Annotated in this window: 28 protein-coding genes; 16 read left to right on the top strand and 12 right to left on the bottom strand. The window is 67.2% G+C overall.

The window, feature by feature from the left end; genetic code table 11:
* Positions 1-73 precede the first annotated feature (73 nt).
* Together ON43_RS08530 and ON43_RS08535 are read left to right on the top strand one after the other, a co-directional pair.
* The gene (locus tag ON43_RS08530; protein WP_040805599.1) at positions 74-1,141 is read left to right on the top strand and encodes a calcium:cation antiporter; all 1,068 of its coding nucleotides are present in this window, start codon (positions 74-76) and stop codon (positions 1,139-1,141) included.
* A 20-nt stretch (positions 1,142-1,161) separates the two neighbouring features.
* Entirely contained in the window at positions 1,162-1,563 is a 402-nt protein-coding gene (locus tag ON43_RS08535; RefSeq protein WP_040805503.1) for a hypothetical protein, read from the top strand.
* A 5-nt stretch (positions 1,564-1,568) separates the two neighbouring features.
* Here the strand turns inward: ON43_RS08535 and ON43_RS08540 are convergent, their stop codons facing one another.
* A complete protein-coding gene (locus tag ON43_RS08540) occupies positions 1,569-1,967 on the bottom strand; it encodes a hypothetical protein (protein ID WP_157513955.1) in 399 nt (132 codons plus the stop codon).
* A 119-nt stretch (positions 1,968-2,086) separates the two neighbouring features.
* Here ON43_RS08540 and ON43_RS08545 point away from each other — a divergent pair, with 119 nt between their 5' ends.
* Both ON43_RS08545 and ON43_RS08550 read left to right on the top strand, forming a co-directional pair.
* Positions 2,087-2,593: an O-acetyl-ADP-ribose deacetylase gene (locus ON43_RS08545; RefSeq protein WP_040805508.1), complete on the top strand. Its 507-nt coding sequence runs from the start codon at positions 2,087-2,089 to the stop codon at positions 2,591-2,593.
* 73 nt (positions 2,594-2,666) lie between these two features.
* Complete coding sequence (locus tag ON43_RS08550) at positions 2,667-4,133, top strand: alpha/beta hydrolase (protein WP_040805509.1); 1,467 nt, start codon at positions 2,667-2,669, stop codon at positions 4,131-4,133.
* Between the two features lie 16 nt (positions 4,134-4,149).
* Here the strand turns inward: ON43_RS08550 and ON43_RS08555 are convergent, their stop codons facing one another.
* Positions 4,150-5,094, bottom strand: coding sequence for an oxygenase MpaB family protein (locus ON43_RS08555; protein ID WP_040805511.1), 945 nt, complete (start codon positions 5,092-5,094; stop codon positions 4,150-4,152).
* Between the two features lie 152 nt (positions 5,095-5,246).
* Between ON43_RS08555 and ON43_RS08560 the strand changes: the two genes are divergently transcribed.
* Complete coding sequence (locus ON43_RS08560) at positions 5,247-5,900, top strand: TetR/AcrR family transcriptional regulator (RefSeq protein ID WP_040805512.1); 654 nt, start codon at positions 5,247-5,249, stop codon at positions 5,898-5,900.
* Here ON43_RS08560 and ON43_RS42280 read toward each other — a convergent pair.
* Positions 5,897-7,057 carry a PucR family transcriptional regulator gene (locus ON43_RS42280; protein WP_051178153.1) on the bottom strand — a complete coding sequence of 387 codons (1,161 nt, stop codon included), beginning with the start codon at positions 7,055-7,057 and terminating at the stop codon, positions 5,897-5,899. The two genes, ON43_RS08560 and ON43_RS42280, sit on opposite strands and share 4 nt — an antisense overlap.
* 83 nt (positions 7,058-7,140) lie before the next feature.
* Between ON43_RS42280 and ON43_RS08570 the strand changes: the two genes are divergently transcribed.
* The 6 genes from ON43_RS08570 to ON43_RS08595 all read left to right on the top strand — a co-directional run bounded on the left by ON43_RS08570 (position 7,141) and on the right by ON43_RS08595 (position 12,964).
* Positions 7,141-7,428 carry a hypothetical protein gene (locus ON43_RS08570; RefSeq protein ID WP_051178154.1) on the top strand — a complete coding sequence of 96 codons (288 nt, stop codon included), beginning with the start codon at positions 7,141-7,143 and terminating at the stop codon, positions 7,426-7,428.
* 128 nt (positions 7,429-7,556) lie between these two features.
* Complete coding sequence (locus ON43_RS08575) at positions 7,557-8,948, top strand: cytochrome P450 (protein WP_083913242.1); 1,392 nt, start codon at positions 7,557-7,559, stop codon at positions 8,946-8,948.
* The gene (locus ON43_RS08580; RefSeq protein WP_040805513.1) at positions 8,945-9,847 is read left to right on the top strand and encodes an alpha/beta fold hydrolase; all 903 of its coding nucleotides are present in this window, start codon (positions 8,945-8,947) and stop codon (positions 9,845-9,847) included. Before ON43_RS08575 ends, ON43_RS08580 begins: the two co-directional genes overlap by 4 nt.
* Positions 9,831-10,688: an SDR family NAD(P)-dependent oxidoreductase gene (locus ON43_RS08585; RefSeq protein WP_040805514.1), complete on the top strand. Its 858-nt coding sequence runs from the start codon at positions 9,831-9,833 to the stop codon at positions 10,686-10,688. The genes ON43_RS08580 and ON43_RS08585 overlap by 17 nt, the downstream gene beginning before the upstream one ends.
* A complete protein-coding gene (locus ON43_RS08590) occupies positions 10,685-12,181 on the top strand; it encodes a flavin-containing monooxygenase (protein ID WP_040805516.1) in 1,497 nt (498 codons plus the stop codon). The genes ON43_RS08585 and ON43_RS08590 overlap by 4 nt, the downstream gene beginning before the upstream one ends.
* A 111-nt stretch (positions 12,182-12,292) precedes the next feature.
* Positions 12,293-12,964, top strand: coding sequence for a TetR/AcrR family transcriptional regulator (locus ON43_RS08595; RefSeq protein ID WP_245568512.1), 672 nt, complete (start codon positions 12,293-12,295; stop codon positions 12,962-12,964).
* Between the two features lie 48 nt (positions 12,965-13,012).
* Here ON43_RS08595 and ON43_RS08600 read toward each other — a convergent pair whose 3' ends face one another.
* Positions 13,013-13,597 carry a helix-turn-helix domain-containing protein gene (locus ON43_RS08600; protein ID WP_040805518.1) on the bottom strand — a complete coding sequence of 195 codons (585 nt, stop codon included), beginning with the start codon at positions 13,595-13,597 and terminating at the stop codon, positions 13,013-13,015.
* Positions 13,598-13,699: 102 nt separating this feature from the next.
* Between ON43_RS08600 and ON43_RS08605 the strand changes: the two genes are divergently transcribed.
* A complete protein-coding gene (locus ON43_RS08605) occupies positions 13,700-14,665 on the top strand; it encodes an NAD(P)/FAD-dependent oxidoreductase (protein ID WP_040805520.1) in 966 nt (321 codons plus the stop codon).
* Positions 14,666-14,678: 13 nt separating this feature from the next.
* Here ON43_RS08605 and ON43_RS08610 read toward each other — a convergent pair whose 3' ends face one another.
* Together ON43_RS08610 and ON43_RS08615 are read right to left on the bottom strand one after the other, a co-directional pair.
* Positions 14,679-15,515 (bottom strand): preprotein translocase subunit SecD, encoded by an 837-nt coding sequence (locus ON43_RS08610; protein WP_157513956.1) that lies wholly within the window; start codon positions 15,513-15,515, stop codon positions 14,679-14,681.
* A 104-nt stretch (positions 15,516-15,619) separates the two neighbouring features.
* A complete protein-coding gene (locus tag ON43_RS08615; RefSeq protein WP_040805523.1) occupies positions 15,620-16,219 on the bottom strand; it encodes a TetR-like C-terminal domain-containing protein in 600 nt (199 codons plus the stop codon).
* Positions 16,220-16,332: 113 nt separating this feature from the next.
* Here ON43_RS08615 and ON43_RS08620 point away from each other — a divergent pair, with 113 nt between their 5' ends.
* The 3 genes from ON43_RS08620 (at position 16,333) to ON43_RS08630 (ending at position 19,440) form a co-directional block, all read left to right on the top strand.
* Positions 16,333-17,529: an alpha/beta hydrolase family protein gene (locus ON43_RS08620; RefSeq protein WP_040805524.1), complete on the top strand. Its 1,197-nt coding sequence runs from the start codon at positions 16,333-16,335 to the stop codon at positions 17,527-17,529.
* Between the two features lie 38 nt (positions 17,530-17,567).
* Positions 17,568-18,143, top strand: coding sequence for a TIGR03086 family metal-binding protein (locus ON43_RS08625; protein ID WP_040805525.1), 576 nt, complete (start codon positions 17,568-17,570; stop codon positions 18,141-18,143).
* A gap of 76 nt (positions 18,144-18,219) precedes the next feature.
* Positions 18,220-19,440, top strand: coding sequence for a NupC/NupG family nucleoside CNT transporter (locus ON43_RS08630; protein ID WP_040805527.1), 1,221 nt, complete (start codon positions 18,220-18,222; stop codon positions 19,438-19,440).
* Positions 19,441-19,458: 18 nt separating this feature from the next.
* On the opposite strand, the gene ON43_RS08635 is transcribed toward ON43_RS08630, so the two are convergent.
* The 3 genes from ON43_RS08635 to ON43_RS08645 form a co-directional block, all read right to left on the bottom strand.
* Positions 19,459-20,577: a serine hydrolase domain-containing protein gene (locus ON43_RS08635; protein ID WP_051178155.1), complete on the bottom strand. Its 1,119-nt coding sequence runs from the start codon at positions 20,575-20,577 to the stop codon at positions 19,459-19,461.
* A gap of 65 nt (positions 20,578-20,642) precedes the next feature.
* Complete coding sequence (locus ON43_RS08640; protein ID WP_040805529.1) at positions 20,643-21,488, bottom strand: helix-turn-helix domain-containing protein; 846 nt, start codon at positions 21,486-21,488, stop codon at positions 20,643-20,645.
* A gap of 79 nt (positions 21,489-21,567) precedes the next feature.
* Positions 21,568-21,924 (bottom strand): hypothetical protein, encoded by a 357-nt coding sequence (locus ON43_RS08645; protein WP_040805531.1) that lies wholly within the window; start codon positions 21,922-21,924, stop codon positions 21,568-21,570.
* Between the two features lie 368 nt (positions 21,925-22,292).
* On the opposite strand from ON43_RS08645, the gene ON43_RS08650 reads away from it, so the two are divergent.
* Positions 22,293-23,345, top strand: a complete 1,053-nt coding sequence (locus ON43_RS08650; protein WP_245568513.1) for a helix-turn-helix domain-containing protein — start codon at positions 22,293-22,295, stop codon at positions 23,343-23,345.
* A gap of 215 nt (positions 23,346-23,560) precedes the next feature.
* Here ON43_RS08650 and ON43_RS08655 read toward each other — a convergent pair whose 3' ends face one another.
* From ON43_RS08655 to ON43_RS08665, 3 genes are all read right to left on the bottom strand, one after another.
* Positions 23,561-24,190 (bottom strand): class I SAM-dependent methyltransferase, encoded by a 630-nt coding sequence (locus tag ON43_RS08655; protein WP_040805533.1) that lies wholly within the window; start codon positions 24,188-24,190, stop codon positions 23,561-23,563.
* A 463-nt stretch (positions 24,191-24,653) separates the two neighbouring features.
* Positions 24,654-25,250 (bottom strand): hypothetical protein, encoded by a 597-nt coding sequence (locus ON43_RS08660; protein WP_040805534.1) that lies wholly within the window; start codon positions 25,248-25,250, stop codon positions 24,654-24,656.
* Between the two features lie 372 nt (positions 25,251-25,622).
* Positions 25,623-26,111: an Ig-like domain-containing protein gene (locus tag ON43_RS08665; RefSeq protein ID WP_040805535.1), complete on the bottom strand. Its 489-nt coding sequence runs from the start codon at positions 26,109-26,111 to the stop codon at positions 25,623-25,625.
* Positions 26,112-26,135: the final 24 nt, after the last annotated feature.

The following is a 26,135-nucleotide window of genomic DNA, read 5'->3' on the forward strand; positions in this document are numbered from 1 at the left end:
TCCGCGATCACTGAGGAAGCATTTGCAGTTCACCGAGGTTCAGCAGTCCAAGAGGTTTCAGCCGTCCACCGCGATGCGCTGGACCACCGTCGTACCCCTGCTCGCCGTCGCGGTGCTCGCCGCCGTGTGGGGCCGGGAGTTATCGCTGCTGGCCGACGTCCCGCTGTTCGCGCTGCTGCTCGGGGCCGTGCTCGCCGCCGTGCATCACGCCGAGGTGGTCGCGCATCGGGTCGGCGAGCCGTTCGGCGCGCTGGTGCTGGCCATCGCGGTGACGGTGATCGAGGTGGGACTCATTCTGACGCTGATGGTTTCGGCGGGTGACAAGGCCGCGCCGCTGGCCCGCGACACCGTCTTCGCGGCCGTGATGATCACCTGCAACGGCATCTTCGGTCTGGTCCTGCTGGTGGGTGCGCTGCGGCGGCGGGTCGCGGTCTTCAATGCCGAGGGCACCGGCGGCGCGCTGGCCACCATCGCGACCCTGGCGACGCTGAGCCTGGTGCTGCCGACCTTCACGACAAGCGAACCGGGACCGCAGTTCTCACCCGCGCAGCTGGCTTTCGCGGGCGTCGCCTCACTGGTGCTCTACGGCTGCTTCGTGGCCATGCAGACCGTGCGGCACAAGGAGGATTTCCTCCCGGTCGAGCCGGGTACGAGCGAGCCGGACGAGCATGCCGAGCGACCGAGCGCGCGCGAGGCTCGCACCAGTGCCGGGTTGCTGTTCGCCGCGCTGATCGCGGTGGTCGGACTGGCCAAGGCGGTCTCGCCCGCCATCGAATCCGGTGTCGACGCGGCCGGTTTGCCGCGCTCGGCGGTCGGCGTGGTGATCGCCCTGCTGGTCCTGCTGCCCGAGGCGCTGGCCGCGTATCGCGCCGCGCGCGGCGGGCGCGTGCAGGTCGGCCTCAACCTGGCGCTCGGATCGGCCATGGCCAGCATCGGTCTCACGATCCCAGCCATCGCGGTGGCCTCGATCTGGATCGACACGCCGCTGCTGCTCGGGCTGGGCGCGACCGAGATGGTGTTGCTCGGCATCACCGTGGTGGTCGGCATGCTCACCGTGGTGCCCGGCCGCGCCACCCTGTTGCAGGGCACCGTGCACCTCTCGCTCTTCGCCGCGTTCGTCTTTCTCGCGGTGGCACCGTAGGACGGAAGTCAGGATCACACATGGACTGGGTAGTCGAACCCGATGAGCTGGCCTACCGCTGGCAGGCCGCCGCGGCCGATATCGATCTGCACCCGCTGCGGCTCGGTACCACCGTGCCCGTGGACGGCCATCGCCGAACCTGGCCGGAGACACCGGATTTCGACGCGGCGCTGGCCGTGCTCCTGGCGCCCGAACTGCGAATCACGGCCGAGGGCGACCACCCCGACGCCCTGCACACCATCCGCCTGCTCGGCTGCGCGGTCGGCGACGAGGCCGCCCTCGCGGTCCAGAACTCCAGTCTGATGCCCAATCACGTCGGTCCCGTCCGCATCTGGTTCGGTCCGCGTACCGGCCTCGAAGCCCGCATCGCCGACGCCCTGCCCGCCGGCGCCCGCTGGCGCGCGGAGAACCTGCTGCAGTAGCGCCGTCACCGCATATCGTCGGCGATCCTGCGCCGGAACCGGCGGTTGCGTCGTTCTTCGCTCTCCGTCACGGGCTCCTCGGAGGTGCGGCGGCGCTTGACCGCGCGCCGCTCGCGCTCCACGGCCTCCTCCAGCAGCTGCAACATCGGCACCTCGGCGAGTGCGTCCTTCGTTGCGGCATGATCCACATCGCTGCGCGTGACCAGCCCCGCCGCGATCAACCCCTCCACCGGATTGGCCCCGTACGCGCGCGCCAACTCGATCACGGTATCCGCGACCGGCGGATCCGCCTCCTCCAAATGCCGCTTGACCCGCGGCCCATTGGTATCCAGCCGCTCGGCGATGGCCCGCGTACTCGCCCCCCGCGTCACGGCCCGCTTCCAAGCGTCGAACGCTTCCCTCATCGCATCATCCTCGGCTCGATCGGTGCGTCCGTCCCCTCCGAGCCTAACCGAGCGGGCGTCGTTTTCGTTCAATCACGCAACGCTGGCGTTTCACCCCGGTCGGCGGCGACAATGGTCGCATGGTCGAACTCGTGCTGGTGCGCGGTGACATCACCGAGCAGGAGGTGGATGCCGTGGTGAACGCGGCGAATTCGTCGCTGCTGGGCGGTGGGGGTGTGGACGGGGCCATTCATCGGAAGGGCGGTCCGGCGATTCTGGCCGCCTGCCGGGAGTTGCGGGCGTCGCACTACGGGAAGGGGTTGCCGACCGGGCAGGCCGTTGCGACGACGGGAGGGAATCTCCCGGCACGATGGGTGATTCACACGGTCGGGCCGGTGTGGTCGGCGCAGCAGGACCGATCGGCACTGCTGGCCTCCTGCTATCGCGAATCACTGCGCGTGGCAGACGAATTGGGCGCCGAGACCGTGGCCTTTCCGGCCATCTCCACCGGGATCTACGGCTGGCCCATCGACGACGGTGCCCGCATCGCGATCGAGACCGTGCGGGCGGCCGACACCGAGGTCCGCGAAGCGCGTTTCGTGCTGTTCGGCCCGGACGCCTACGCCGCCTTCTCCGCGGCGCTGTAGTTCCGTAGGGGGAGTCGGGACCGGCACCGCAGGGTGACGCCCTCGGGCGCTTCGGATTTCTAGCGTCAGCGGTATGAGGAGAACAGTTCGTATCGGAGTGACGCTGGGGCTGGCCGGGCTGCTGATGTCGGCGGTGACGGCGTGCGAGCGCGCCTCGGGTGCGGCGCCGACGTGGACCACCTGTCAGGGCTCGGGATTGGATTCGCGGCAGGAGTGCGCGGTGGTCTCGGTGCCCCTCGACTACGACAAGCCCGACGGAGAACAGATCTCGCTCGCGGTCTCGCGGATTCGCAGCGCGCATCCCGAACAGCGGCGGGGCGTGCTGTTCCTGGTGCCGGGCGGTCCGGGGGAGTTGGGGCTGGATCTGCCGTCCACCCAGGGCAAGGATCTACCCGAGTCGGTGCGGGACGAGTACGACCTGATCGGGTTCGATCCGCGGGGATTGGGGGCCAGTACGGAGGCGAATTGCCATATTGCGCAGGCGGATCTGGCGCTGGAGCGAATTCGGCCCTGGCCGGACGCCGATGGCGGGATCGCCGGGAATGTCGAGGTGGAGAAGCGGATCGCGGCGGCCTGCGTGAGCAATGGGGGCGCGATGGTGCGGTCGATCGGGACGCGCACCGCCGCACGGGATATCGATCGAATTCGGGAAGCGCTGGGGGAGAACAAGATAGCGGCGTGGGGGACGTCGTACGGGACGTATGTGACGTCGGTGTACGCCACCATGTTCGGCGAGCACACCGATCGGGTGCTGCTGGACAGCAATGACGATCCGGACCCGGACCGGGTCGAGCGCACCTGGCTGGGGAATTACGCGGTGGGAGCGGAGGATCGGTTCCCGGACTTCGCGCGCTGGGCCTCGGCGGAGAGGAATTCGGATCGGGTGGCGGAGACGCCCGAAGCGGTGCGCAGTGAGTATCTGGCGCTCGCCGCACGGCTGGATCGTGCGCCCTTGCCGTGGCCGGGATCGGAGTCATCGGTTTTGAGCGGCAATGGATTACGGCAGATCCTGCTCAACGGCCTGTACGACGACAAGCAGTTTCCCTATGTGGCCCAGGTGATCAATGCCGCCGGAAAATCGGCGACACTGCCCGCCGCCCATCCCGCGCCTCCCGCGGAGCCGATGCAGCGCTCGACCGCGGTCCTGATCGCGACCCTGTGCAATGACGTCGCTTGGCCGACCGCAGCCGAGGACTACGCGACCGCCGTCGCCGAGGACCGGGCCCGATACCCGCTCACCGCGGGCATGCCGCGGGGCTATGCGCCCTGCGCGACCTGGCCGTATCCGGTCGCGCCGCGCACGGTCGTGAACTCGTCCGGTCCTTCGAATGTGCTTCTGGTGCAAAACCTTCGCGACGTCGCCACCCCGTACAGCGGTGCGCTGAACCTACGGCGGGCATTCGGCGATCGTGCCCGCATGGTCGCGGTCGACGCGGGCGGGCACGGGGCGTACCCCTCACGCGTCGCCTGCGCGAACGAGGCCGTCGAGCGATTCCTGCGCGACGGCACCCGTCCCGATCAGGACCTCATCTGCCGCTGAGGTCCCGACCGCGGGATCAGCTTGCGGCGGAGGCGCTTCGATGACCCTGGCTGCCGTAGAGTTCACGCGCTTCGGCCGGGGTCACCGTCTCCGCGCGGGCGGGCACACCGGCCTTCAGGTGCTGCTCCAGGATCTGCCCGGCCATCGGCGCGATGATCGGCGCGGCCAGGATCAGGCCCAGCTTGTTGAACAGCGTGAACATCCAAACCAGAATGCGGCCAATGGGTTTCACCAGGAAGTCCACGATGGCGGGCCGGTCGTAGCCGCCCAGCTTGCGCATCCACTTGGGCAGGGTCGCGATCGAGGCGAACGAGAGCAATCGCGCTCCCAGGGCGTAGGTCCAGCCCGCGCCGTTCTTCGGCGAGGTGAACAGCATCTGGCGCATGCCCTCCTGGGCGCGCTCCGAACTACACAGGCTCGCACGGACATTCGCGTAGTACTCGCGCACGCCCCCGCGGGTCAGCGGCACGTCCTCGGGCTTGCAGGTCTGCAGCTCGGCCGCGATGCGGCACTCCTGCCAGTAGCGGGCCTCCTCCTCGGGAGTCAGTCCGGGACCGAACATCTCGTAGGCCTTGAGCACCGACTGCCAGCCGGTGATGTGGATCCACAGCTGGGTGTCGGGCGAATTGGGGCTGTAGCGCCGCCCGGTGATCGGCTCGATGCCGGTGCTCTTGGCGTGCACCTGCATCAGGTGCTCGGAGGCCTGGATGGCGGTGCGCGAATCGCCGATGGCCACGATCAGGAAGTAGGCGAAGGTGGCGTCCAGGCGCCCGCGCGGATCGGCGTAGATCTTGCCGGTGTCGGCGACCGACGCGGTCAGGAACGGGTCGAAGAACTCCAGGGTGACCGCGCGCTGGAAGCCGATCACCGCGGTCGGCGAGGTCCAGACTTTCCAGCTCGGCGAATCCGGGCCGAAGAAGCCGTAGTCGTCGCGGCGGAGTGTGGTCGGATCGAAGGTCACTGGGGCTCCTCGCTGGGCTCGATCCCGTGCAATATGACGCAACCGTAGCAATTGCTCGCGACGAATACAACGATCCCGTAGCTTTAGCCGGGTCGGGCGCATGACCTCGGGAACCGGGATGACAGAATGGGGCCGGTGAAGGTGGAGCGGCAGTGAGCAAACCCCCTGCGACGGCAGATCGCCCGCGTCGGCGCTACGCGCCCCGGCTGCCCCCGGAAGAGCGGCGAGCCCAGCTGCTCGACGCCGCCTTCGTAGTCTTGGAGAAGGCCGAACTGCACGAGCTCAGCATGGAGGCCGTCGCCGCCGAGGCGGGCGTCGGCAAGCCGGTGCTCTACACGGTCTTCAAGACCCGCGCCGATCTGGTCGCCGCGCTATTGGAACGCGAACGCGAGCGTGCCCTCGAACAGGTCGCCGATACCCTCCCGACCGACCTGCTCGGCGCGGATCCGGTCGTGGTCGCCTCCGCCACCGTCGAGGCGTTCGTCGATGTGGCACTGAGCAATCCGACCCGCTGGCGGCTGCTGCTGGCCGGTCCCGGCAATGCCCCCGACGAATACCGCGAGGCCATTCGCAGCTCCCGCGCGGGCATCTTCGATCAGGCTGAAGCGCTCGTCCGGATCGGCCTGATCGCCGATCCGCGCTGGGCCGGAATGGATTCCGGCCTGCTGACCAATTCCCTGCTGACCATCGCCGAAATGCTGGGCCGCCTGGCCGTCAGCGACCCGGACGCGTATCCGCGCGAGCGCATCGAGGGCTTCGTCCAGGCCATCGTCCAACTCCTCGTCGGCGGCGCGGTCCCGGACTAGCGCCCGTTCTCGTTCAGCTGCCGGGCGACCCGGGCGCTCATGAGCGTCGAGATTCCCGCCGGGGTCTGCGGGTCGTATCCGGTCAGCTCGGCAATGCGGGTGAGCCGGTAGGTCACCGTGTTCCGGTGCACGGAAAGCTCACGGGCCGTGCCGTTCTGGTTGAAGTCCTGCAGGATGAACACCTCGAGGGTCTCGCCGAGCACCGGCTGCCCGTCGAGCGGATCGAGCACCCGCACCAGATTCCCGGCCGCCCCCGAGGTGGCGATGGCGTATTCGAAGACCATGTCCTCGCGCCGGCAGATCATGCCGGGCCGCCGCAGCGCCCGCCCGGTCTCGGCCAGCACCCGGGCCTCGGCGAAGGCCGCGGGCAGTCCGTCTCGGGTCGGGGCGGCCGAAACGCCCACCCAGATGGCGGGTTTCGCGGCCCGGGTCTTGGGCCGCAGGATCTCGGCCAGGCTGTCGATGGCGGCGCGTTCGTCGGCCGCCGAGCGCAGCGGCAGCAGTGTCGTCCAGCCGCCGCTGTCGCGGTAGAGGAAGCTGCCCGCGATCCCGGCCAGTCGTCGCCGCAGCTCGGTCAGGATGCCGGGCGGCGCGTCGCCGAGCCGGATCACCGCCACCACATAGGCATCCACCAGGGTGACCGCCGCGTCCTCGGCCCATTCGTACGGATCCCCGCCGGTGAGCAGCGCTTCCGCGATGGCCCGATGCTGTTCGATCCGGTCGTAGCGGGACTGTCGCACATCGTCGACGCAGGCGTCCGCAATCCGGCTCGTCATCAGCGCCACGTACTGCGCCAGCCGGAACGCGCTCGTCGCCGCGGTGACGGCCTCCTCCGCCGTGGGCGTCCCGACCACCTGATTCCATACGAACGTGAGCCCCACCCGGTAGTTGGTGAGCGCCTCCACCATGGGCATCCCGTCGCGGGTGAGCGAAACCGCCCGTGCCACCAGCGGTTCGGTGTCGGCTTCGCTCGGTTCCTCCCCGGTGCGCAGGAACCGGAAGAACAGCTCGATATTGAGCTCGGCGGCGGGCAGGAAGTCGGCGTCCATCATGGACGCGGGCAGCACGTCATAGGGCGGTGCGCCGATCGCGAAGTTCGCGATCAGCGCGACCGCCCGCTCGTGCCAGGCATCGATGAACTTCTGGGCCTCGGCCATGAGACCTCCCTGCGTCGGTGTCAGGGTGTGACGATAGCGAAGTGCTGCTGTGAAATGCCGATCGCCGGGACTACCATGCCCGCATGACGGTTGGCACCGACCTGCCCAAACCCGAAGTCCTCTTCGACCTGGATGTCTGGTTGCATCGCTGGCCGGCCAGTGTGTACGCCACCGAATTGCATTACGGCGTACTGGTTTTCACCGGCTGCGACCAGTTCGACGAGCGGGATGCCGAGATCGCCCGGCGCACCTATCCGGGGCGGCGCATCCTCATCGACGACACCGGCAAGCTCGAAGTGCATCCGGCGGGGGACGGCCCGCCGATCTCGATCTTCGATCCCGCGCACCCGTCCCGCGCGGCGCTGACGTAGTCGCACTCCCCGAATCCGACGCGGTGTCCTGCGGCACTTCGGCGTGCCGGAAGTGACCCTTGCCACACCGTGGTACACGCGCGTACCGTTCTGACGGTACGCAGAAGTACCAGGCTGGGAGATGGCGCATGACCACAGTGACACTGCCCGACGGACCAACCACACCGGCCTTCGTGCAGGCCGTCGAGATCCTGGCCGGACGCACCCGGACCTGGCGGCGGCTGCACGCGAAATACGGGTCGGCATTCATGGTCAAGATGCCGCGCTTCGGACCGACGCTGGTGCTCTCGGACCCGGCCGAGGTGAAGGCGCTGTTCACCACGCACACCGATCTGGTCGACAATATCGACGCCAATCTCGGCCAATTCCTCGGTCCCGGTTCGCTTTTCTCGCTGCGGGGCGAGGAGCATCGTAAGGAGCGCAAGCTGCTCACCCCGCCCTTCCACGGGCGGCGGCTGGCGGTCTACGAATCGCTCATCGAGGAGGAGGCCGTCCGCGAGATGGCGTCCTGGCCGTCGGGTCGCGAGTTCGCGACCATGGACTCGATGATGCGGATCACGCTGAATGTCATCCTGCGCGCGGTCTTCGGGGCCGAGGGCGCGGAATTCGACCAATTGCGGGCGCTGCTACCGAAACTCGTGCTGGTCGGGTCCGCGCTGGCGGCGCTTCCGGTGCCGCGCAGGCTGTTCGGGCGCTTCGGGCCGTGGGCGAAGTTCGCGGCGTACCGGGCCGAGTACGACCGGATCGTGCGGCGGCTCATCGAGCGCGCCGCCGCCGACCCGGACCTGAGCGCACGCGACGACGTGCTGGCCATGCTGCTGCAGGCCCGCTACGACGACGGTTCGGCCATGACGCACAGCGAGATCGCCGACGAACTGCTCACCCTGCTCACCGCCGGGCACGAGACCACGGCCACCTCGCTGTCGTGGACCGTCGAACGGCTGCGGCGGCATCCGCACATTCTGGAGCGACTGGTCGCCGAGGTCGACGCGGGCGGTTCCGAGCTGCGCGAGGCGGCGCTGCTCGAGACGCAGCGGGTGCGGCCGGTCATCGACGCCACCGCGCGCATGGTGCGGGCGGAATCGCTGCAACTGGGGCGGTGGACGCTGCCGCGTGGACAGGGCGTGATGGTCAGCATCCGGCTGATGCACGACAATCCCGAATTGTTCAGTAATCCACGGGATTTCGATCCGGATCGATTCGTCGGGAAGCGGCCGGGGACGTTCAGCTGGATTCCGTTCGGCGGTGGTGCACGGCGCTGCATCGGGGCGGCGTTCGCGACCCTGGAGATGAATGTGGTCTTGCGCGTGCTGCTGCGGGATTTCACCCTGGAGACCACCGACGCCCCGGATGAGCGCACCCACTTCCGTGGTGTCGCACTGGTTCCCGCGAAGAAGGGGAGGGCCGTCGTGTACCGGAGGCCACCGCGGCCCACGGTCGCCGAGACCGCGGCCGAGCGCACCGCGACGTCCGGGGACGGCGAGAACCAGGACGCGCGAGGCGAGCAGGTGACGGCATGAGCGAGCAGGTGGCGGAGGTCGGGCGGGGGATCGAGCTCAGCTATGAGCGGCAGGGACAAGGGGTTCCGCTGCTGCTGATCGCGGGGCTGGGGCAGCAGAAGCACGAATGGCACGACGGGCTGGTGACGCTGCTGGCCGAGCGCGGCTACGACGTGGTGCGCTTCGACAATCGCGATGTCGGCAAGTCCACCCACCTCCGGTTCCGGCCGCCGGGCCCGGCCCAGATGCTGCGGAAGCGCTGGGACCCACAGCAATACGATCTCGGCGACATGGCCCTGGACACCCTCGGGCTGCTGGACGCGCTGGGCTGGGAGCGGGCACATCTGGCCGGCATGTCCATGGGCGGCATGATCGCCCAGACCGTCGCGGCCCGGTATCCGGCGCGGGTGTCGTCGCTGACCTCGATCTTCTCGACCACCGGCGCGGCCCGGGTGGGGCGGCCCGCGCTGTCCACCTGGGCCCGCATGTTCAGCAAGCCCGCCAATACCCGCGATGAGCACACCGACGCCGCCGTCCGGATGTACCGGCACATCGGCTCGGCCGGATTCCCCTTGGACGAGGCCAGGATTCGCGCCACCGCCGGCACCACCTGGGACCGCGACCCGCGACCGGCCGCGGGCGTCGGACGCCAGCTCGCGGGCATCATGAAGTCCGGCGACCGGACCCGGGAGGTGCGCACCATCACCGCGCCCACCCTCGTACTGCACGGCGACCGCGACCGCATGGTCAACCCGAGCGGCGGCGCCGTCACCGCGGCCGCCGTGCCCGGCGCGCGCCTGCACGCCCTCCCCGGCATGGGCCACGATCTGCCCGAGGCCCTGTGGCCCACCCTCGCCGAACTCATCGACACCCATATCCGCACAACTGAATCCAGGAGTTCCGATGCCCCGAACGTCTAGGCCCCTGTCCGGCCACCCGGTCATGATCACCGGTGCGGCCTCCGGAATCGGGCGGGGACTGGCCCAATTGCTGTCCCGCCGGGGCTCGCCGGTGGCCATCGCCGATATCGACGCCGACGGGTTGAAGCAGACCGCCGCCGCACTGAGCGGTCCGGTGCTGACCCGGGTGCTGGATGTCAGCGATGCCGCCGAGCAGGTCGCCTTCGCCGACGAGGTCCGCGAATGGCTGACCGCGCCCCTGGCGGCCGTGTTCAACAATGCCGGGGTGGCGGTGGCCTCCTCGGTGCTGGAATCGGTGCCGCAGGACGATGAATGGTTGCGCCGCATCAACTTCGACGGGGTCGTGAACGGGACGCGGGCGTTCCTGCCGATCCTGGTCGAGCAGGACAGCGGCGTGATCGTCAATACCTCCAGCGTGTACGGGCTCGCCGGGATGCCCTACCAAAGTGCCTACTGTGCCGCGAAATTCGCGGTGCGCGGGTTCACCGACGCACTGCGGCAGGAGCTTCGGGGCACCGGGGTCTCGGCGGTGACCGTGCATCCGGGCGGCATCAAGACCAATATCGCCCGCAACGGCCGGGTCCGAAAGGATCCGGAAGGCAAGGGCCGCACCCACGAGCAGATGGCCGCCGAATTCGAGGCCATGGCCATGACGACGCCGGAGAAGGCGGCCGAAATCATCTGCCGCGGAGTCGAACGCGGGAAGGCGCGCATTCTCGTCGGGGCGGACGCGTATATGTTCGACATCCTCGCCCGGGTATCGCCGACGCACTACTTCGATGTGCTGGCGGTCGTGATGGGTGCGGCACGCGGCCGGGCGGCGAAGGGAGCGGGACGATGACCGAACACGTGAACGTGCTGATCGTCGGCGCGGGATTGTCGGGAATCGGTGCGGCGCACCACCTTCAGGACGCATTCCCCTCGCGCAGCTACGCCATCTTCGAGGCCCGCGACGCCATGGGCGGCACCTGGGATCTGTTCCGATACCCGGGCGTGCGGTCCGACTCGGACATGCACACCCTCGGCTACCGGTTCCGGCCGTGGGTGGCCGCCGAGGCCATCGCGGACGGGCCCGCCATCCTCGACTACATCCACGCGACCGCCGCCGACGCCGGGATCGACAAGCGAATTCGATACGGGCACAAGGTGACCGGTGCGTCCTGGTCGTCGGACGAGGCGCGCTGGACAGTGGGTTTCGAGCACGACGGCCAGCCCTCGACCATCACCTGCGATTTCCTCTACCTGTGCAGCGGCTACTACCGCTACGACGAGGGCTACATCCCGGAATTCGCCGGAATCGACGACTTCCGAGGGCAAGTCGTGCATCCGCAGCACTGGCCCGCCGAACTCGATTACGCCGGAAAGCGTGTCGTGGTGATCGGCAGCGGCGCGACCGCGGTCACCCTGGTTCCGGCCATGGCGCGAACGGCCGGGCACGTCACCATGCTGCAGCGGTCGCCGTCCTACATCCTGTCGGTGCCGACCGTGGACGGGATCGCCACCAAACTGCGGGAGAAGCTCGGCGACCGCCGCGCCTACACCATCACCCGCTGGAAGAACGTCGCGGTCAGCACCCTGATCTATCAGCTGAGCCAGCGGCGGCCGACCATGATGCGCAAGTTCTTCCGCAATCTGGCCATCAAGCAGCTGCCCGAGGGCTACGACGTCGACACGCATTTCAAGCCGACCTACAACCCGTGGGATCAGCGGCTGTGCCTGGTGCCGGACGGGGATCTGTTCCGGTCCATCCGCGACGGGCGGGCGTCGGTGGTCACCGATCGCATCGACCGGTTCACCGCGGACGGCCTCGAGCTCGAATCCGGTGCCGAACTGCCCGCCGACATCGTGGTGACCGCGACCGGGCTGGACCTGCTCGCCCTGGGCGGCATCGCGCTGACCGTCGACGGCAAGGAGATCGAACCGCCGGACACCATCGCCTACAAGGGGATGATGCTGAGCGGGGTGCCCAACTTCGCGTTCACCATCGGCTACACCAACGCCTCGTGGACGCTGAAGGCCGACCTGGTCGCCGAGTTCGTGTGTAGGTTGTTGCGGCACATGGATGTTCGCGGCTACGCGCAGGCGACGCCGTGGCCGGATCCGACCGTGACCACCGCGCCGCTGCTCGACTTCCAGGCCGGATACGTGCTGCGGGCCATCGACCGGTTCCCCAAGGCCGGGTCGCGGGCGCCCTGGCGGCTGGGCATGAACTACGCCCAGGACGTGATCACCTTGCGGCACGGCAAGATCGAGGACGGCACCATCCGCTTCGGCCGCCGCCCGTCGCGACCGGCGGCCGTGTCCACCACCGACCCGGAACAGGTCACCGCCTGACCCGCCGTGAGCGCCGCGGCGGCCGGGATTCCGGAAATGCACGACACGCCGTGGCGCTCACGGCGACCCGCCGCGGCGCCCGGGGAGATCGGAGAAACTACGCTGATGCCCGTGACCAGTGCTGACCCGACCACGACGGCCGAGGCCGCCGCCAGCGCCGAGGCGGCCGACAACTCCTCACCGACCACTGACTCCGCGTCGGCCAATGACTCCGTGTACCGGCGACGGCTGCTGGACGCCATGGCCGACGCCGTGCGCGAACGCGGGTACAAGGACGCCACCGTCGCCGATGTGGTGCGCATCGCCCGGACCTCGCGGCGCACGTTCTACGAGCACTTCGCCGATAAGCAGGACTGTTTCGTGGCGCTGCTGACCGAACGCAACAACGAGACCATCGAGCAGATCTACGCGGCCGTCGACCCGACCGCGCCGTGGGATCGGCAGGTGCGCCAGGCCATCGAATCCTGGATCGAGGCGTCGCGGGTGGACACCTCCATCACCCTGGCCTGGATCCGTGATACCCCGGCGCTGGGGGAGCGGGCGCGGCAGTTGCATCGTGATGCGGCGGAGGCGTTCATCGCGTTGATCCAGAACCTCACTGCCACACCGGTATTCCAATCCGCGGGCCTGCATCCGCCGAATCGGCGGATGGCGACGATCCTCTACGGCGGATTCCGGGAGCTCATCGCCTCCACCGTGGAGGAGGGCGGCGATATCACCGAAATCATCGGTGTGGCAGTGGAAACCGCGCTCGCGCTGGTCGGGCCGCGGTACGAGGCGTAGCCGTCGGTCGTTGCGCGGCTTATCGATCGGTCGTCGAGGGCAGGGCCGTCAGTCGTTGCGGGGCCGGGCGCGGAAATGGGCGCGCTCGCCCTGTTTACCGAAGAGGCTGAGGAATTCGACCGGCTGGTCATCGGCCGCGCCGAACCAGTGCGGTTCGCGGGTGTCGAATTCGGCGGCCTCGCCGGGTTCCAGGATCAGATCGTGTTTGCCGAGGATGAAGCGCAGCCTGCCGTTGAGGACGTAGAGCCACTCATAACCCTCGTGGGTCTGCGGATTCGGTTCGGTGCGACCGGATTTCGGCTGCATGATGATCTTGAACGCCTGGATGCCGCCGACCCTGCGGGTCAGGGGCAGCATCTGCATACCGTGGCGGGTGATCGGGCGCATGTGCACGCGCGGGTCGCCGGTCGGCGGGGCGTCCACCAGCTCGTCGAGGGTGACATTGTGGGCGCGGGCCAAGGGGAGCAGCTGTTCGAGGGTCGGGCGGCGCGCACCGGACTCCAGGCGGGACAGGGTACTGACGGAGATTCCGGTCTCGGTGGACAGCTCCGCGAGTGTCGTCTCCCGCTGTTTGCGCAGTTCACGTAGCCGCGGGCCGACACCGTCGAGCGCCCGGTCGGTGTCCTCGCTCATTGGTCCTGGTCCTCGCTCATGGCTCCAGTTTGCCATATCGGCAAAGAAGTTTGCCGATATGGCGGGCGTGGCCGCAGAGTCGTGAGCAGGAGGTGGTCATCAATGACCGATCAGCTGAACAGCAGCTATGACGTGGTAGTGGTCGGCGGCGGAGCCGCGGGACTGAACGGTGGACTGATGCTCGCCCGGGCCCGGCGCTCGGTAGCGGTGATCGATTCGGGCAAGCCGCGCAACGCGCCCGCCGACAAGGTGCACGGGCTCTTCGCGCGCGAGGGAGTCCCGCCGACGGAGCTTCTGGCGCGCGGTCGCGAGGAGGTGCGCCAGTACGGTGGCGCGGTGGTTTCGGGTGAGGTGAGCGGAATCGTCAGGGACGGCGATGAATTCGTCGTCACGCTGACCGACGGTGGCTCGACCCGGGCCCGGCGGCTGCTGGTGACTTCCGGTCTGGTGGACGAGCTTCCGCCGATTCCGGGACTGCGGGAGCGTTTCGGCCGCGATGTCGTGCATTGCCCGTACTGCCACGGCTGGGAGGTGCGCGATCGGGCCATCGGCGTGCTCGGCCTGGGGCCCATGGGAATTCACCTGGCATTGCTGTTCCGGCAGTGGAGTCCCGATGTCGTGTACTTCGCGCACACCACTGCGCCGCCGACCGAGGAGGAGTCGGAGCAGTTGGCGGCCAGGGGAATTCGCGTCGTGAGCGGTGAGATCGCGGCCGTCGAGGTGGCCGAGGACCGGATCACCGGCGTGCGCCTGGCCGACGGCGGCATTGTCGCCCGGGAGATCCTGGCCACCCCCACGCGCATGGTCGCCCGTGCCGGATTCCTCGCCGACCTCGGGCTGACCCCGACCGAACATCCCAGCGGCATGGGCGAATACATCCCCGCCGACGCCACCGGCCGCACCGAGATCCCGGGCGTCTGGGCGGCGGGCAATGTGGTCGACCTGGCCGCCCAGGTCGGCGCCGCGGCGGCCGCCGGTGCCATGGCCGGGGCCCAGATCAATGCCGATCTGGTGGCCGAGGACACCCGCCGCGCCGTCGAGGAGTACCGCGCGCTGCGAGTGAGTTAGCCCTGCGCGCGGGCTAGCCCTGCGGGGTGAAGATCGCCGGGAGCGCACCGAATCGCAGGGCCGCACCGAGATTGTCGGCGGTGTCCTTGGTGAAATTCCCGGTGATCTGGGTCTGGCCGCCGGTGACGGCGCTCTGGATCACCGGGGCCGACACCACCTGCGAGTCGACCACGAAGGCGAACTGCTTACCGATATTGGCCACCGAATACTGGGCGAACTGGCGGGATCCGGCATCGGTGAAGGTCACGTTCACGCCGTAGCGGGCCGTGCGGGTGTCCATCCCGCCCTTGGCGTCGGCGATCTCGCGGCCGTCGATGACCGAGGGGCCCAGCAGATAGGCGGCGTCGCCGGTGTTCGCGCATGTCACGAACGGCAGCGTGGCATCGTCGCCGCCCTGCAGCGGTTCGGGGAGACGGCAATCGAATCCGGCGAGCGTGGCCGCCTGGACCGCCGGATCGGTGCTCTGCCGGATCTCCTTGAGCGGCATGGGTTTCACGCCGGCGGGTTGAAAGATCCTGGTGGACAACACCGGCCGCACCAGGACCCGGCCGGTCTTGCCGAGCAGGCGGGCCGCCGTGCCGTCGTCCCCGGCCACGGTGATGGTCATCATGTCCGCGTCGACGGTGACGGTGGTCTTGCCCAGTCCCAAGCCCTGGGCCCGCTTCTCGACCAGCTGCCGGGCCTGATCCATCGTCCCCGCAGACGGAATAGCGCCCTCGGCGGTGCGGGCCATGAACGCGACCGGTGTGCCCGGCTTATCCTTGTCACCGCACGCACCCGCCACGGTCACGACCGCCAATCCGACGAGCGCAGCACCGATACCGCGACGGACCGACCTCGGCAATCTCATCCGGACCCCTTCGTGACGAGTGACCTCGCGATGATAAACACCCGTACGCCACAACGCCCGATCGAACCCCGCACCAGCGCACGCGGTTTCGGTGGACGATCTGTCTACCGAGTGGCGCGGAAAGCGGTCAGCAACATGCCGGTGAGCTCGTCGAAGTAGTCGGGCTCGGTCGGGACGCCGACGATGGTGAGCCGCCAATAGAGTGGGCCGAGCAGGAAGTCCAGCGCCAGTGGGAGGTTCAGGTCCGCGGGGAGTTCGCCGCGATCGATGGCGCGCTGCAGCAACTCGGCCGCGCGCTCGCGCCGTGCCCCGCCGACGCCCTCGGCCAGGCTCGCCGCCAGGGCCGGGTCGCGGGCCGCCTCGGCGAACAGGTCGGGAATGATCTTCGAGGCCAAGGGGTGTCGGAGCCCGTCGGCCGCCGCGCTCAGATAGGCGCGCAGATCGCCGCGCAGGGTTCCGGTGTCGGGGGTGTCGGCGGCCGCGACGGCGACCTTGGTGATCAGATTCTCGGCCATGGCCTGTTTGGAGGTCCAGCGGCGGTAGACCGCGGCCTTCCCCGCGCCGGCGCGCCGGGCCACTGCCTCGATGGACAGGCGGCCGTAACCGACCGCGGCGAGCTCCTCGAAGAAGGCCTTCGTGAGTGCGTCGGTCAGCTCGTCCTGCAGGACCGGGCCACCGGAAGTGCGGCGCGTGGGGCTGGGCATGGGACTCACGATAGCACGAGACGGAACGGTTGCGTCTCGACTGGATCGGGTCTATCGTTCCTGGCATAGCCGAGACGGAACCGTTCCGACTCGATGAGCGAGAGCGAAGAATCATGAAGTTCCTCTTCGATGACGAGTCCTTCTCCTTCGAGGCCCTGCGCACCGCCTGCTTCGCCGATTACGACGGCGCGGATCTGGGGGAGGTGCTCGTGACCGCCCGCGGCATCGCCGAGGGTGACGAGGCGTCGTGGCATCGGGAATGGAGGAACACGGCCGTGCGGGTCGAGGCGGCCGGGCGGAGCGCGCTGGCGGGCGGTCATCGGGTCAGTGCCCGCGAGGCGCTGCTGCGGGCGTCGAACTACTACCGGACCAGCGAGTTCTACCTGCGCGACGACCCGTTCAACGACCCCGATGCCAAGGAGGCGTCGCAGCGTGCCCGGGAGACCTTCGCCGATGCGGCGGAGTTGATGGACTCTCCGGTCGAGGCGGTTGCCATTCCGTATGAGGGCACCACGTTGCCGGGGTATCTGTTCCTGGTCGACGACTCCGGAATCCCGCGCCCCACGGTCATTTTCACCAGCGGGTTCGATTCCATTCTCGAGGAGGCGTACTTCGCGGTCGCCGCGGCGGCGCTGCGGCGGGGGTACAACTGCCTGGCCTATGACGGTCCCGGGCAGGGTGCGGCGCTGCGGGAACAGCGGCTGTTCTTCCGGCACGACTGGGAGCAGGTGATCACGCCGGTGGTCGATTACGCGCTCACCCGGCCCGAGATCGACGGTGCCCGAATCGCATTGCACGGCTACAGCCTCGGCGGATACCTGGTGTCGCGGGCCGCGGCCTTCGAGCACCGGGTCGCCGCGGTGGTGGCCGACGGTGGGCTCTACGACTACCACGGCTTCAATGTGCGCCACATCCCGCCGTTCCTCGCCGAATGGATGGCGGCCGGGCGCGATGACGAGGTCGAGTCGGTGATGCGGCTGATGATGGCCCACAACACCAGCTTTCGCTGGGCGCTGCGCAATGGGATGTGGACCTTCGGCGCGGACTCCGTCTCGGAGTACGTGCGCCGCACCGAGGGATTCAACCTGGCCGGTGTCGCGGAGCGGATCGTCGCTCCGACATTGATCTTCGACCCGGAGAACGATCTCTTCGAAGGTGAGCCGGAGCGGCTGTACCGGGCATTGACCTGCCCGGCCACACTGATCCGGATGCCGGGAAACGAGGGCGGCGGCGAGCACTGCTGCTACGGCGGGCGGGCGACGCTGCATCGGCACATGTTCGACTGGCTCGACGAAACCCTTTCGGCATAAACAACTTTGAGCATATTTCGGATCGGAAGACGCCCGCCATGGATACCGCCGCCCTCTCCCTTATCGACCGCATCGACACTGCCCTCGACACCGCGGGTGCCCTCGTCGCCGGGATAGGCGTTGAACAGCTGGCCCAGCCTTCGCTCTGCCCCGGTTGGGATATCGGCTTCGAGCTCAACCATCTTGTCGGCGGCCTCCGCATCTTCGCCGCGGAACTCACCGGCACCGATCCCGGCGGGGACCATCACGACGATTGGCTCGGCGCCGACCATCGCGCGGCCTTCGCCACCGCCGCCGAACTGGACCGCGCCGCCTGGTCGCGTCCCGGAGCCCTCGACACGACTATCCGCCTGGGCTTCGGCGAGGTTCCCGGACCGATGGCCGCCCTGATCCATCTCACCGAAATCGTCGTGCACGGAATCGATTTGGCCGTGCTCGCCGGACAGCAACATGTCATCGACGAGGAGCAGGCCGAACATCTGCTCACCGTCATGCGGTCCATGGATTTCGATGCCTTCCGTCGCCCCGGCATGTTCTGTCCGGAACGGCCGGTCCCCGCCGACGCCGCGCCCCACCGGCGGCTGCTGGGTTTCCTCGGCCGCGAATTCTCCTGACGCCACCGCGCCTGCCACGGTTTGCACCCACCTCCTGATGTGATTGCCAGCAGTTTTCCGTCATCAGGAGGTGCGTGTGCATTTTGTCGTCGGGATTCTCGGGCTGCTGGGGTTTCTGCTGCTGGCGTGGCTGCCGAGCACCGACAGGGGAGCGGTGCGGACCCGGCTGGGTCGGGTTGCTCTACTGTTGGCGGTGCAATTCGCGCTGGGGTTTCTCTTGCTGAAGACCGGTGTGGGAGCGGCCGCGGTTCGGGTGGTCAGGGATGGATTCGACCATCTGCTGGCCTATGCGATGCAGGGAACTTCGTTCGTCTTCGGTGACCTGGTGAAGGTGGGGGCGAATACCTCCACCGGAGCGCCGATTCTGTTCACCGTGCTCATGCCGATTGTCTTCGTCTCCATGGTGATCGGGATACTCCAAAGCTTCCGGGTGCTGCCGCTGGTCATTCGCTACCTGGGGCAGTTGCTGTCCTGGGTGTCTGGATACGGGCGGGTGGAATCGTTCAATGCGGTGGCGGCGGCGATTCTCGGTCAATCCGAGGTGTTCATCTCGCTGCGAAATCTATTGCCACGGTTGCCGGAACGGCGAATGGTCACCCTCGCGCTGTCGGCCATGTCGACGGTGTCGGCGTCCATTCTCGGGGCGTACATGATGCTCATCGACGCGAAATACGTGCTGCTCGGCATCGCGCTCAATATGTTCGGTGCGTTCGTGGTGGCGACCTTGATGAATCCGTACACCGTCACGGCCTTCGAGGACGCGGAGGTGCTCGCCGCGCAGCCGGAATTGGTGGATGGGCCGCAGTCGTTCTTCGGCATGCTGGCCGACTACATTCTCGTCGGGTTCCGGGTGGCGTTCACCGTCGCCGCCATGCTGATCGGTTTCATCGCGCTGCTGGCCATGTTGAACGGCATTTTCGCGGCGCTGTTCGACGGCACCACCTTTCAGGAGTTGATGGGTCATGTCTTCGCGCCGCTGGCCTTCATGACCGGAATTCCGTGGCACGAGGCCGATGCCGCGGGCGGGTTCATGGGTACCAAACTGGTGTCCAACGAGATCGTGGCCATGACCGAGTTGAGCCGGCATCGGGAGGGATTGTCGGACCGCACCGTCGCGATCGTCTCCACCTATCTGGTGTCGTTCGCGAACTTCTCCACCATCGGGATCGTGGTCGGTGCGGTCCGTACCTTGAATACCCATCAGGGCACGGTTATTGCCCGGTGGGGGCTGCGGCTGCTGTACAGCGCCACGCTGGTCAGCTTTCTGAGCGCGACCATCGTGGGGCTGATCGCGTGACACTGTCAGCCGGACAGGTCACCCGCACATGGCGAGCTGGATGAATCCCTGCAGGGCGTGGTCGATGGGATGCGGCTGCGGAATCCCGTTGGCGTCGAATCGGTTCCAGCGCTGCAGGTTCACCGCGACCGAGAGCTGGCGGCGGCCGTCGGCGCAGATCATGGACACGGCTCCGCCGCCCCAGACGGAACCGTCGTGGCCCCAGCAGATTCCGCGTCCGGGCAGTGTGAATTTGTGCAGGCCCAGACCGTAATCGACGATCTTGCCCTCGAAGGAGATGACCGGTCCCGTGCGCTGCATCTGGGCCAGCGACTCCGGGCTGACGATCTCGCCCGCCAGCAGCAGGCCGAAGAAGCGGTTCAGATCCGAGACGGTGGAGATCAGCGAGGCCGCCGGGCCGACGAACGACATGTCGAAGACGCTGAAGTCGCGGGGCGGCTCGAACATGCCGAACCAGGACTCGTAGTGCAGCGAGTGTGGGCCATCGATCTGGGTTCCGGTGGGGAGCTCGGTGTTTCGCAGCCCGGCGCGCTCGATCACATCGCGGGTGATGTATTGCTCGGCGGTCTCGCCGGTCACTTTCTCCAGCAGCTGGCACAGGAGAAAGTAATTGGTGTTCGAGTACACGCCCGGTGCTCCACCCGGGGCTCCGGTGGCGGGTGCGTCGACGCCCAGGGCAATGATCTTCACCGGGTCGAAATGCGTGAACCTGTTGGCCTCGAAGCTTTCCGGCGTCGTCTTCGCGACGGCGGGGAAGGCGGCGAGGGAGGGGTAAGCGTACGGAAGGTATTCGGCGAGGCCGCTGGTGTGGCTGATCAGCATTCGCACGGTGATCGCCCGGCCGCGTTCGCCCGGCACCAGATCCGGCAGATAGCGGCCGATCGGTGCATCGAGATCTATTGCACCGCTTTCGACTTGGCGTAGCACGGCGGCGGAGGTGAAGGACTTGGTGATGCTGCCGACCCGGTGACGCATATCGGCGGTGACGGGCCGCCCGGTCGCCGTATCGGCGACTCCCGCTGCGCCACACCAGATCTGATCGCCATCGCGAACCTCGGCGAACACGCCGGGCAGCCCCGCGCCGTGGATGGCTTCCAGCGCGATCTGAAGCTTGTCGGTATCGAGTGAGTCGGTCACGGTAGGTGTCCTTTCGCGGTCGATGAATGATGCGCTCACCACTATCGGCCGCCCGCCCCCGCGATTTATTGAACGAATTTTCCCCAGGCCCGATACCGCTGCCGCGCAATGCTCGGCAGATGATTGGCCGCCACCCCTCGCGGCGTACTTCCCGCGAAAGCCGCCACATCCCTGCACAAATGCGCCTGATCGCTGTACCCGCACTCCACCGCCACCTCGGCCGCCGCCCCACCCGCCAGCAACTCATCCACCGCATGCCGAAACCGCACCAACATCGCCACCCGCTTCGGCGTCAACCCGATCTGCCCCTCGAACCGCCCCCACAACCGCTTATGACTCCACCCGATCTCCTCGGCAACCTCCCCGATCCGCACCTGCCCATGCGAAGCCCGTATCCGCTCCCAAACCTCGATTACCTCCGGATCAGGCCCCCGCCACCCCGTATCCCCTTGCCCCAGAAAAACATTCGTCAACGCAAACCGCTCATCCCAACTCCCAGCCTCGGCCAGCTGCTCCCGCAACCGCCCCACCCGCTCCCCGAACAACTCCTCCACCCCAACAGCCCGTCGCCCCAATTCCCCCGGCGCGACCCCCAATACCGAGTAGGCCCGCACCGGCGACAACCGCACCTCCACACACGCGGCCCCCTCACTCCGAATCCGCATAGCCTCAATAGGCAGCCCCGCAACAAATCCCCCCACCCTCCGCTGCCCACCCGCATCATCGATCACCACCTCACCCCCACCGAACTCGACAACCACCGTCACCGCCGAAGTCCCCGCAACCCGCAAATCCAACCCCACCCCACCCACATCCCGATACCCGATCACCGCCCCACCCCCGGGCCCAACCACCCCCGCTCGCGCAAAATCCCAATCCCCACCCTCGAACTCGCCCACCGCAACGCTCATCCACCCAGGCTACGCAACCGTGAATCGGCCCCGGAATATCGGCTTTGGACACCCCAGGGCGACTCAGCGACGGTGTCGATTATCCGTTCACCGGAGGATCCAGTGTTTCCGCTGCCGCGTCCGGCGGAATGATCCATCGCGCGTATGTGTCGTGTGGTTCGACGGTGATCACATCGACCACCTGAACCAGTGCGGTTGGCACAGTGCCACCGAGATGAGCCAGGTTCGGCACAACCACCGCGTCGGCCTGCACCCGCCGGACAACGTTGACCAGCCGTTGGATGGGTTCCTCGACGTGCTGGCTGAACACGACGGTTTTGGCCACGGTGTAGCCGAGCCGTTTGGCCAGACTGCGGGTCTGCATCTCGTCCCACTGCTGGCGCGCACCGGACACGTCGCTACGCAAATAGTCGATGGCTGTTGGGATTTCGAGCATTATCACCACCGCCTGCTCGGGCGGTGGGAGCGCCTGCGCTCTGCCGCGAGGCGGGCTTGGATGCTGGCGACGCTCGCACCACCTCGATGCTGTGCCGGATGGGTTGTGCGGCTGGACGATAGAGCTGTCGCGAGCATCACCGTGACAGCCAGTGTGATGGCGAGAATCGCATCCATATCGAGCTCCCTCCGGGAATTCCTTCGTTGTCCTGACGGGCCGACGCGAATACGGGTCGGTTGGACCACGTGGTGTCGGACCTGACATGAACGTAAGGTCGCCGGCTGTCGTCGTTGTAGCACCGAGGGTGTTACCTCTGGGCCGACAACTCGGTACCCTCGAAATCGGGGCGACCAGCTAAGGAACCAGGCATGGAAGAATCGCTGGGCGAACGTATCAAGCGCCGTCGCGGCAGAGCCCTCACGCAGGGGCAGCTCGCCGAACTGGTCGGGATCAGTAAGTCGATGGTCTCCCAGATCGAACAAGACAAGAAGACGCCATCGATCCCGGTCCTCCAACGAATCGCGAGGGCGTTGGATGTCGATGTGCGAGATCTGCTCGGTACCAAGAGCAGCCTGCCGTCGGCAGACCCCGACGCCGGGATCGTGGCGATCCGTCGCGCGCTGACACCTGTCGACGATCTGATGCATGGTACGGACGATGAGCTTCACGTTTCCTTATCCGATGCTCGGCGCACGGTCGATAGAGCGTGGGGCGCTTACTCCTTCGGTCGATTCGAAGTACTGGCTGGGCTGTTGCCGACGGGCATAACTCAGGTACGCGCCACCGCCCACGCCGCCCAGGGCAACGAGATCGCCCCCGCGCATGAGCATCTCGCGCGAATCAACTGGGTCGCGGGATGCGCGCTGGTGCACTTCGGGCAACCGGACCTCGCATCAATAGCGATTCGCGATGCGTTGACCGCGGCGGAGAAGGGTAACGACGAGCTGCTGCTTGCGGCCCTGCGCGGCAGTGTTTCCTGGCAGCTTCTCGTATCCGGGCGTTACGAGGAGGCCCACGCGGTAGCGCTGAAGGCCGCTGAGTCGGTCGAACCCCGCGGTGAGGTGCCAGAACAGAAACTCGCCGTGCACGGCGCCCTGCTCCTTCAAGGCGCAACCGCGGCTGGACGCGGCCAGCGGGTGCACGAGGCATTGGGTTTGACGGAGGAAGCGAAGGCGGTTGCGACGCGCATCGGTCGCGACACCAAATGGTACGAGTCGGATTTCGGCCCCAGCCAGCAAGTCATGCAGACGGTGGACATCAACATCTCGAACGAGCGATACGCCGAGGCGTTGAAGGTCGCGAAGACGATGCCCAACCGTGGAATCGGCCTGACACCCGTAGCTCAGGGACGTCATCTGGTCGCAAGGCCGCCGCAGCAGTGCAATTGGGCCAATACCAGCTCGCTCTCGATATGCTGCTGACGGCCGAACGCGTTGTGGGCAAAGAATGGGTCCGCTATCAAACCCTGCTCCGGACGGTAGTCGGTGTGCTCCTGCAACATGACAGGCGGACAACACTTCGGGAGTTCGCGCAGCGTGTGGGCGTGTCCGTCTAATCGCTCTGTTCTTTCGAAAACATATGGCCCATCGATAGCTCGCATCGGCGTTATGGGGGGAGAAACTCGTCCAAACCCATTTCAACGTCGGCGCAGAACAGCCCACTGGTAGTGCCAGCGGTCCGTGCCCGGCCACGTCAGCCATTGCTCGAGGGTCCCGTGTCGCTCGAGTACCGCCTTCAATGCGGTGTCGGTGCGGATGCTGAAGAACCGGGCGGGCCCGTGCCCGCTGCCGTCGTCCCACTGCTCCTCGCTGCCATGCTGGTCGCCCCACAGTCCGATCGCCAGCGGCGCCCCTGGCCGCAGGACGCGCAAGATCTCCGCCAGCGCGGAGTCCAGATCGGTGTCGGCGATGTGCAACAGCGTGCTCATGGTCCAGCCGGCGCCGAAGCTCGCGTCCTCGAATGGAAGCTGCAGGACTGAGGCCTGGCAGGCCACCAGTCCCAGCGACCGGGCGGTGGCGACGCTTTGCGGGGCGAGATCGACGCCGGTGTATGCGAGACCCGCGTCCGCGAACGCGATGCCGTCATGGCCTGGGCCGCAACCGATCTCGAGCAGGTTCGTGATGCCTTCGCGCTGTAGCAGGTCGACATACTCGGCGCGGCGCTGCACGCGTGGTGGCGGCAGCTCGCGTGCAGCGCGTTGGTGAATCTCGTTGTCGTAGTAGGCGATCAGGTCAGCCTCGCGTCCGGCCCGCGGTAGTCGATGCATGCAGCCATCATGCGATACCGCGACTCCCCAGAGATCAGTCTGGATGCGGCGAAACGCGCGACCAGCAGCAAAGTGGTGCGTAGCATGGCTCGAAATGCGCGTTCGCTGGCGGCTGCCACGGCCCTCTCAAACCGAGCGATCAGCGGCAGATGAGTGCTTCGTTCGGTGATCGGCTTGGCGGGCACGGATGGGCCTATTCCTACATTTTGGCACCGCATTTCGCAGGAACCTGCTCGCTGGCGCCGGTTTGTGTAGGAATAGGCCCATCGACCTGGTCTCGGCAGATCAGTGCGTTCGCCAACGGGTGCGGTGGCCTGCATGGAACCGAGCGATCAGCAGCAGAATAGTGTGTTCGGCTGTGGTGTGAGGCGTCGGGGAAGGCTCCGACTCTGCGGTTGTCGTAGCCGTCCGAGCCGATCTCGATGAAGGCCACGGCCAGCCGCCGCGGCATCGAGGCCGCTGCTTAGACCAGACCGCGTTTCTCCCGTTCAGCCTCGACCAGTTCCTCCAGGACTTCCTCCGGGTCCACCGCGAACCCGCTGTCGTCCAGGGCGTCGAAGTCCTGAGTACTCAGTGGCAGGCCGAGCTCGGCGAGTTTGGTGGCCAGCCGCGTGAACGCGATTCGCTCGTCGGGCTCGTCCTGGTAACGCGCCTGCACGGCAGCAACTCCCTCGGCCAGGCTGAAGCCGGCCAATCCCCAGAAAGTGAATTCGGTGTCCAGCATTATGACGCGCCAGCCCTGGTTTACGGGCTCGTCGGGGTGGAGCCAGTAACCGACCCATCCCTTGCCCCCTTTCGCCACGAGCTTGAGGTACCGGGCCAACTCGGCGGCTCCGGCGTTCTCGGCCTCCGTCTCCGGATGTGCGAGATCCTCTTCGCGCATATAGCTGGTATCCAGGAGCGGGTTGGCTTCTCCCGCTTCGAAGAAGTCGAGGTCGAGAAGTTGGCCGAAATCGGTGCGACCTTCCCACTGAGCCACCAGAAGCATTCGCAGATCGTCGGGCACAGGTCGGCCATCCAACCGCTCGCGGGAAAACTCAGCGAGCCGTGCGTCGAACATGTGCCCCTCTTCAGAAGTTGAAACGAGATCCTCGCTTCAACCTGACAGCGGTCTCCTACAAGGCATGCTGAGTGCCGGAAACCACAGCGTGACAACTGATCTGCGCCCTTGGTGTCAAAGCATCGTGCATACATGTCAGTTCGGGTTGCGCTGAAAATCGGCAGGAGCGGATATGGGGCGGCACCGGGGGAGGCCTTTGGGCCGTTGATCTTCAGTTGGATCGCATCAACCGCCGCGGACCGAGTGGATGCGTATTCAGGCTGTCGTGTACAGGGTCTACTCGGCAGGTGCCGCAACGGGATTCGGCTTCTTGGTAGTGCAATCACCACTCGGCACCGTATCGATCAGCCTCCGCTGGCGTGGGCTCAGGTACTAACTCGACAGGCTGTTGGGGAGCCAGCCCGCGCTGCCGGTCGCCGAGGTGGAGGACGAGGTGCAACTAGCCCCAGCGGGAGCGTTCTGGACAACATCAACAGTCAGGAGTTCAGCGACACCGCCGTCGTGACCCGGGCCAGCGGAGGACGTTGCCTCGAGCCGAGTCTGTACCGCGATCGTGGGCGTCCATCGGATGGTTGCATCTTGGCCGGCAACATAGGGGGCTCGGGCGATTTCGGTCGCATTCCCACCTGCGGCCGGGACCCACTCGAACAGGAGCTGGTTGTAGCCCTGTGTTGCGGCGACCAGCTGCGCGGCGTCGGCGGCCGGCAGGGTGACCGTGTACGTGGTGCCAACGCAATAGGCTTGCGACGGTTGAATGGTCAGAGCTGCCGATCCGGTTGTGGCCGAGACGACGGTGGCCACCCCCATCGCTGCGACAGCAACGATCCCGGCGGTCGAACGAGCAAGGTTCAGCCTCTGCATATTTCACTCCCCAATGTTCGAGAC

Source organism: Nocardia concava NBRC 100430, from assembly GCF_000308815.1.
Taxonomy (GTDB): Bacteria; Actinomycetota; Actinomycetes; order Mycobacteriales; family Mycobacteriaceae; genus Nocardia; species Nocardia concava.

Excerpts from the sequence above, each read along its gene's own strand:
- ON43_RS42280 (WP_051178153.1), bottom strand. The coding sequence starts at position 7,057 with ATGGCCGAGGCCCAGAAGTTCATCGATGCCTGGCACGAGCGGGCGGTC.
- ON43_RS08660 (WP_040805534.1), bottom strand. The coding sequence starts at position 25,250 with ATGTTCGACGCACGGCTCGCTGAGTTTTCCCGCGAGCGGTTGGATGGC.
- ON43_RS08625 (WP_040805525.1), top strand. The coding sequence starts at position 17,568 with ATGGATACCGCCGCCCTCTCCCTTATCGACCGCATCGACACTGCCCTC.
- ON43_RS08530 (WP_040805599.1), top strand. The coding sequence starts at position 74 with ATGCGCTGGACCACCGTCGTACCCCTGCTCGCCGTCGCGGTGCTCGCC.
- ON43_RS08535 (WP_040805503.1), top strand. The coding sequence starts at position 1,162 with ATGGACTGGGTAGTCGAACCCGATGAGCTGGCCTACCGCTGGCAGGCC.
- ON43_RS08655 (WP_040805533.1), bottom strand. The coding sequence starts at position 24,190 with ATGCATCGACTACCGCGGGCCGGACGCGAGGCTGACCTGATCGCCTAC.
- ON43_RS08600 (WP_040805518.1), bottom strand. The coding sequence starts at position 13,597 with ATGAGCGAGGACACCGACCGGGCGCTCGACGGTGTCGGCCCGCGGCTA.
- ON43_RS08605 (WP_040805520.1), top strand. The coding sequence starts at position 13,700 with ATGACCGATCAGCTGAACAGCAGCTATGACGTGGTAGTGGTCGGCGGC.
- ON43_RS08650 (WP_245568513.1), top strand. The coding sequence starts at position 22,293 with ATGGAAGAATCGCTGGGCGAACGTATCAAGCGCCGTCGCGGCAGAGCC.
- ON43_RS08615 (WP_040805523.1), bottom strand. The coding sequence starts at position 16,219 with ATGCCCAGCCCCACGCGCCGCACTTCCGGTGGCCCGGTCCTGCAGGAC.
- ON43_RS08540 (WP_157513955.1), bottom strand. The coding sequence starts at position 1,967 with ATGAGGGAAGCGTTCGACGCTTGGAAGCGGGCCGTGACGCGGGGGGCG.
- ON43_RS08545 (WP_040805508.1), top strand. The coding sequence starts at position 2,087 with ATGGTCGAACTCGTGCTGGTGCGCGGTGACATCACCGAGCAGGAGGTG.
- ON43_RS08570 (WP_051178154.1), top strand. The coding sequence starts at position 7,141 with ATGACGGTTGGCACCGACCTGCCCAAACCCGAAGTCCTCTTCGACCTG.
- ON43_RS08590 (WP_040805516.1), top strand. The coding sequence starts at position 10,685 with ATGACCGAACACGTGAACGTGCTGATCGTCGGCGCGGGATTGTCGGGA.
- ON43_RS08640 (WP_040805529.1), bottom strand. The coding sequence starts at position 21,488 with ATGAGCGTTGCGGTGGGCGAGTTCGAGGGTGGGGATTGGGATTTTGCG.
- ON43_RS08645 (WP_040805531.1), bottom strand. The coding sequence starts at position 21,924 with ATGCTCGAAATCCCAACAGCCATCGACTATTTGCGTAGCGACGTGTCC.
- ON43_RS08665 (WP_040805535.1), bottom strand. The coding sequence starts at position 26,111 with ATGCAGAGGCTGAACCTTGCTCGTTCGACCGCCGGGATCGTTGCTGTC.
- ON43_RS08550 (WP_040805509.1), top strand. The coding sequence starts at position 2,667 with ATGAGGAGAACAGTTCGTATCGGAGTGACGCTGGGGCTGGCCGGGCTG.
- ON43_RS08585 (WP_040805514.1), top strand. The coding sequence starts at position 9,831 with ATGCCCCGAACGTCTAGGCCCCTGTCCGGCCACCCGGTCATGATCACC.
- ON43_RS08620 (WP_040805524.1), top strand. The coding sequence starts at position 16,333 with ATGAAGTTCCTCTTCGATGACGAGTCCTTCTCCTTCGAGGCCCTGCGC.
- ON43_RS08575 (WP_083913242.1), top strand. The coding sequence starts at position 7,557 with ATGACCACAGTGACACTGCCCGACGGACCAACCACACCGGCCTTCGTG.
- ON43_RS08580 (WP_040805513.1), top strand. The coding sequence starts at position 8,945 with ATGAGCGAGCAGGTGGCGGAGGTCGGGCGGGGGATCGAGCTCAGCTAT.
- ON43_RS08610 (WP_157513956.1), bottom strand. The coding sequence starts at position 15,515 with ATGAGATTGCCGAGGTCGGTCCGTCGCGGTATCGGTGCTGCGCTCGTC.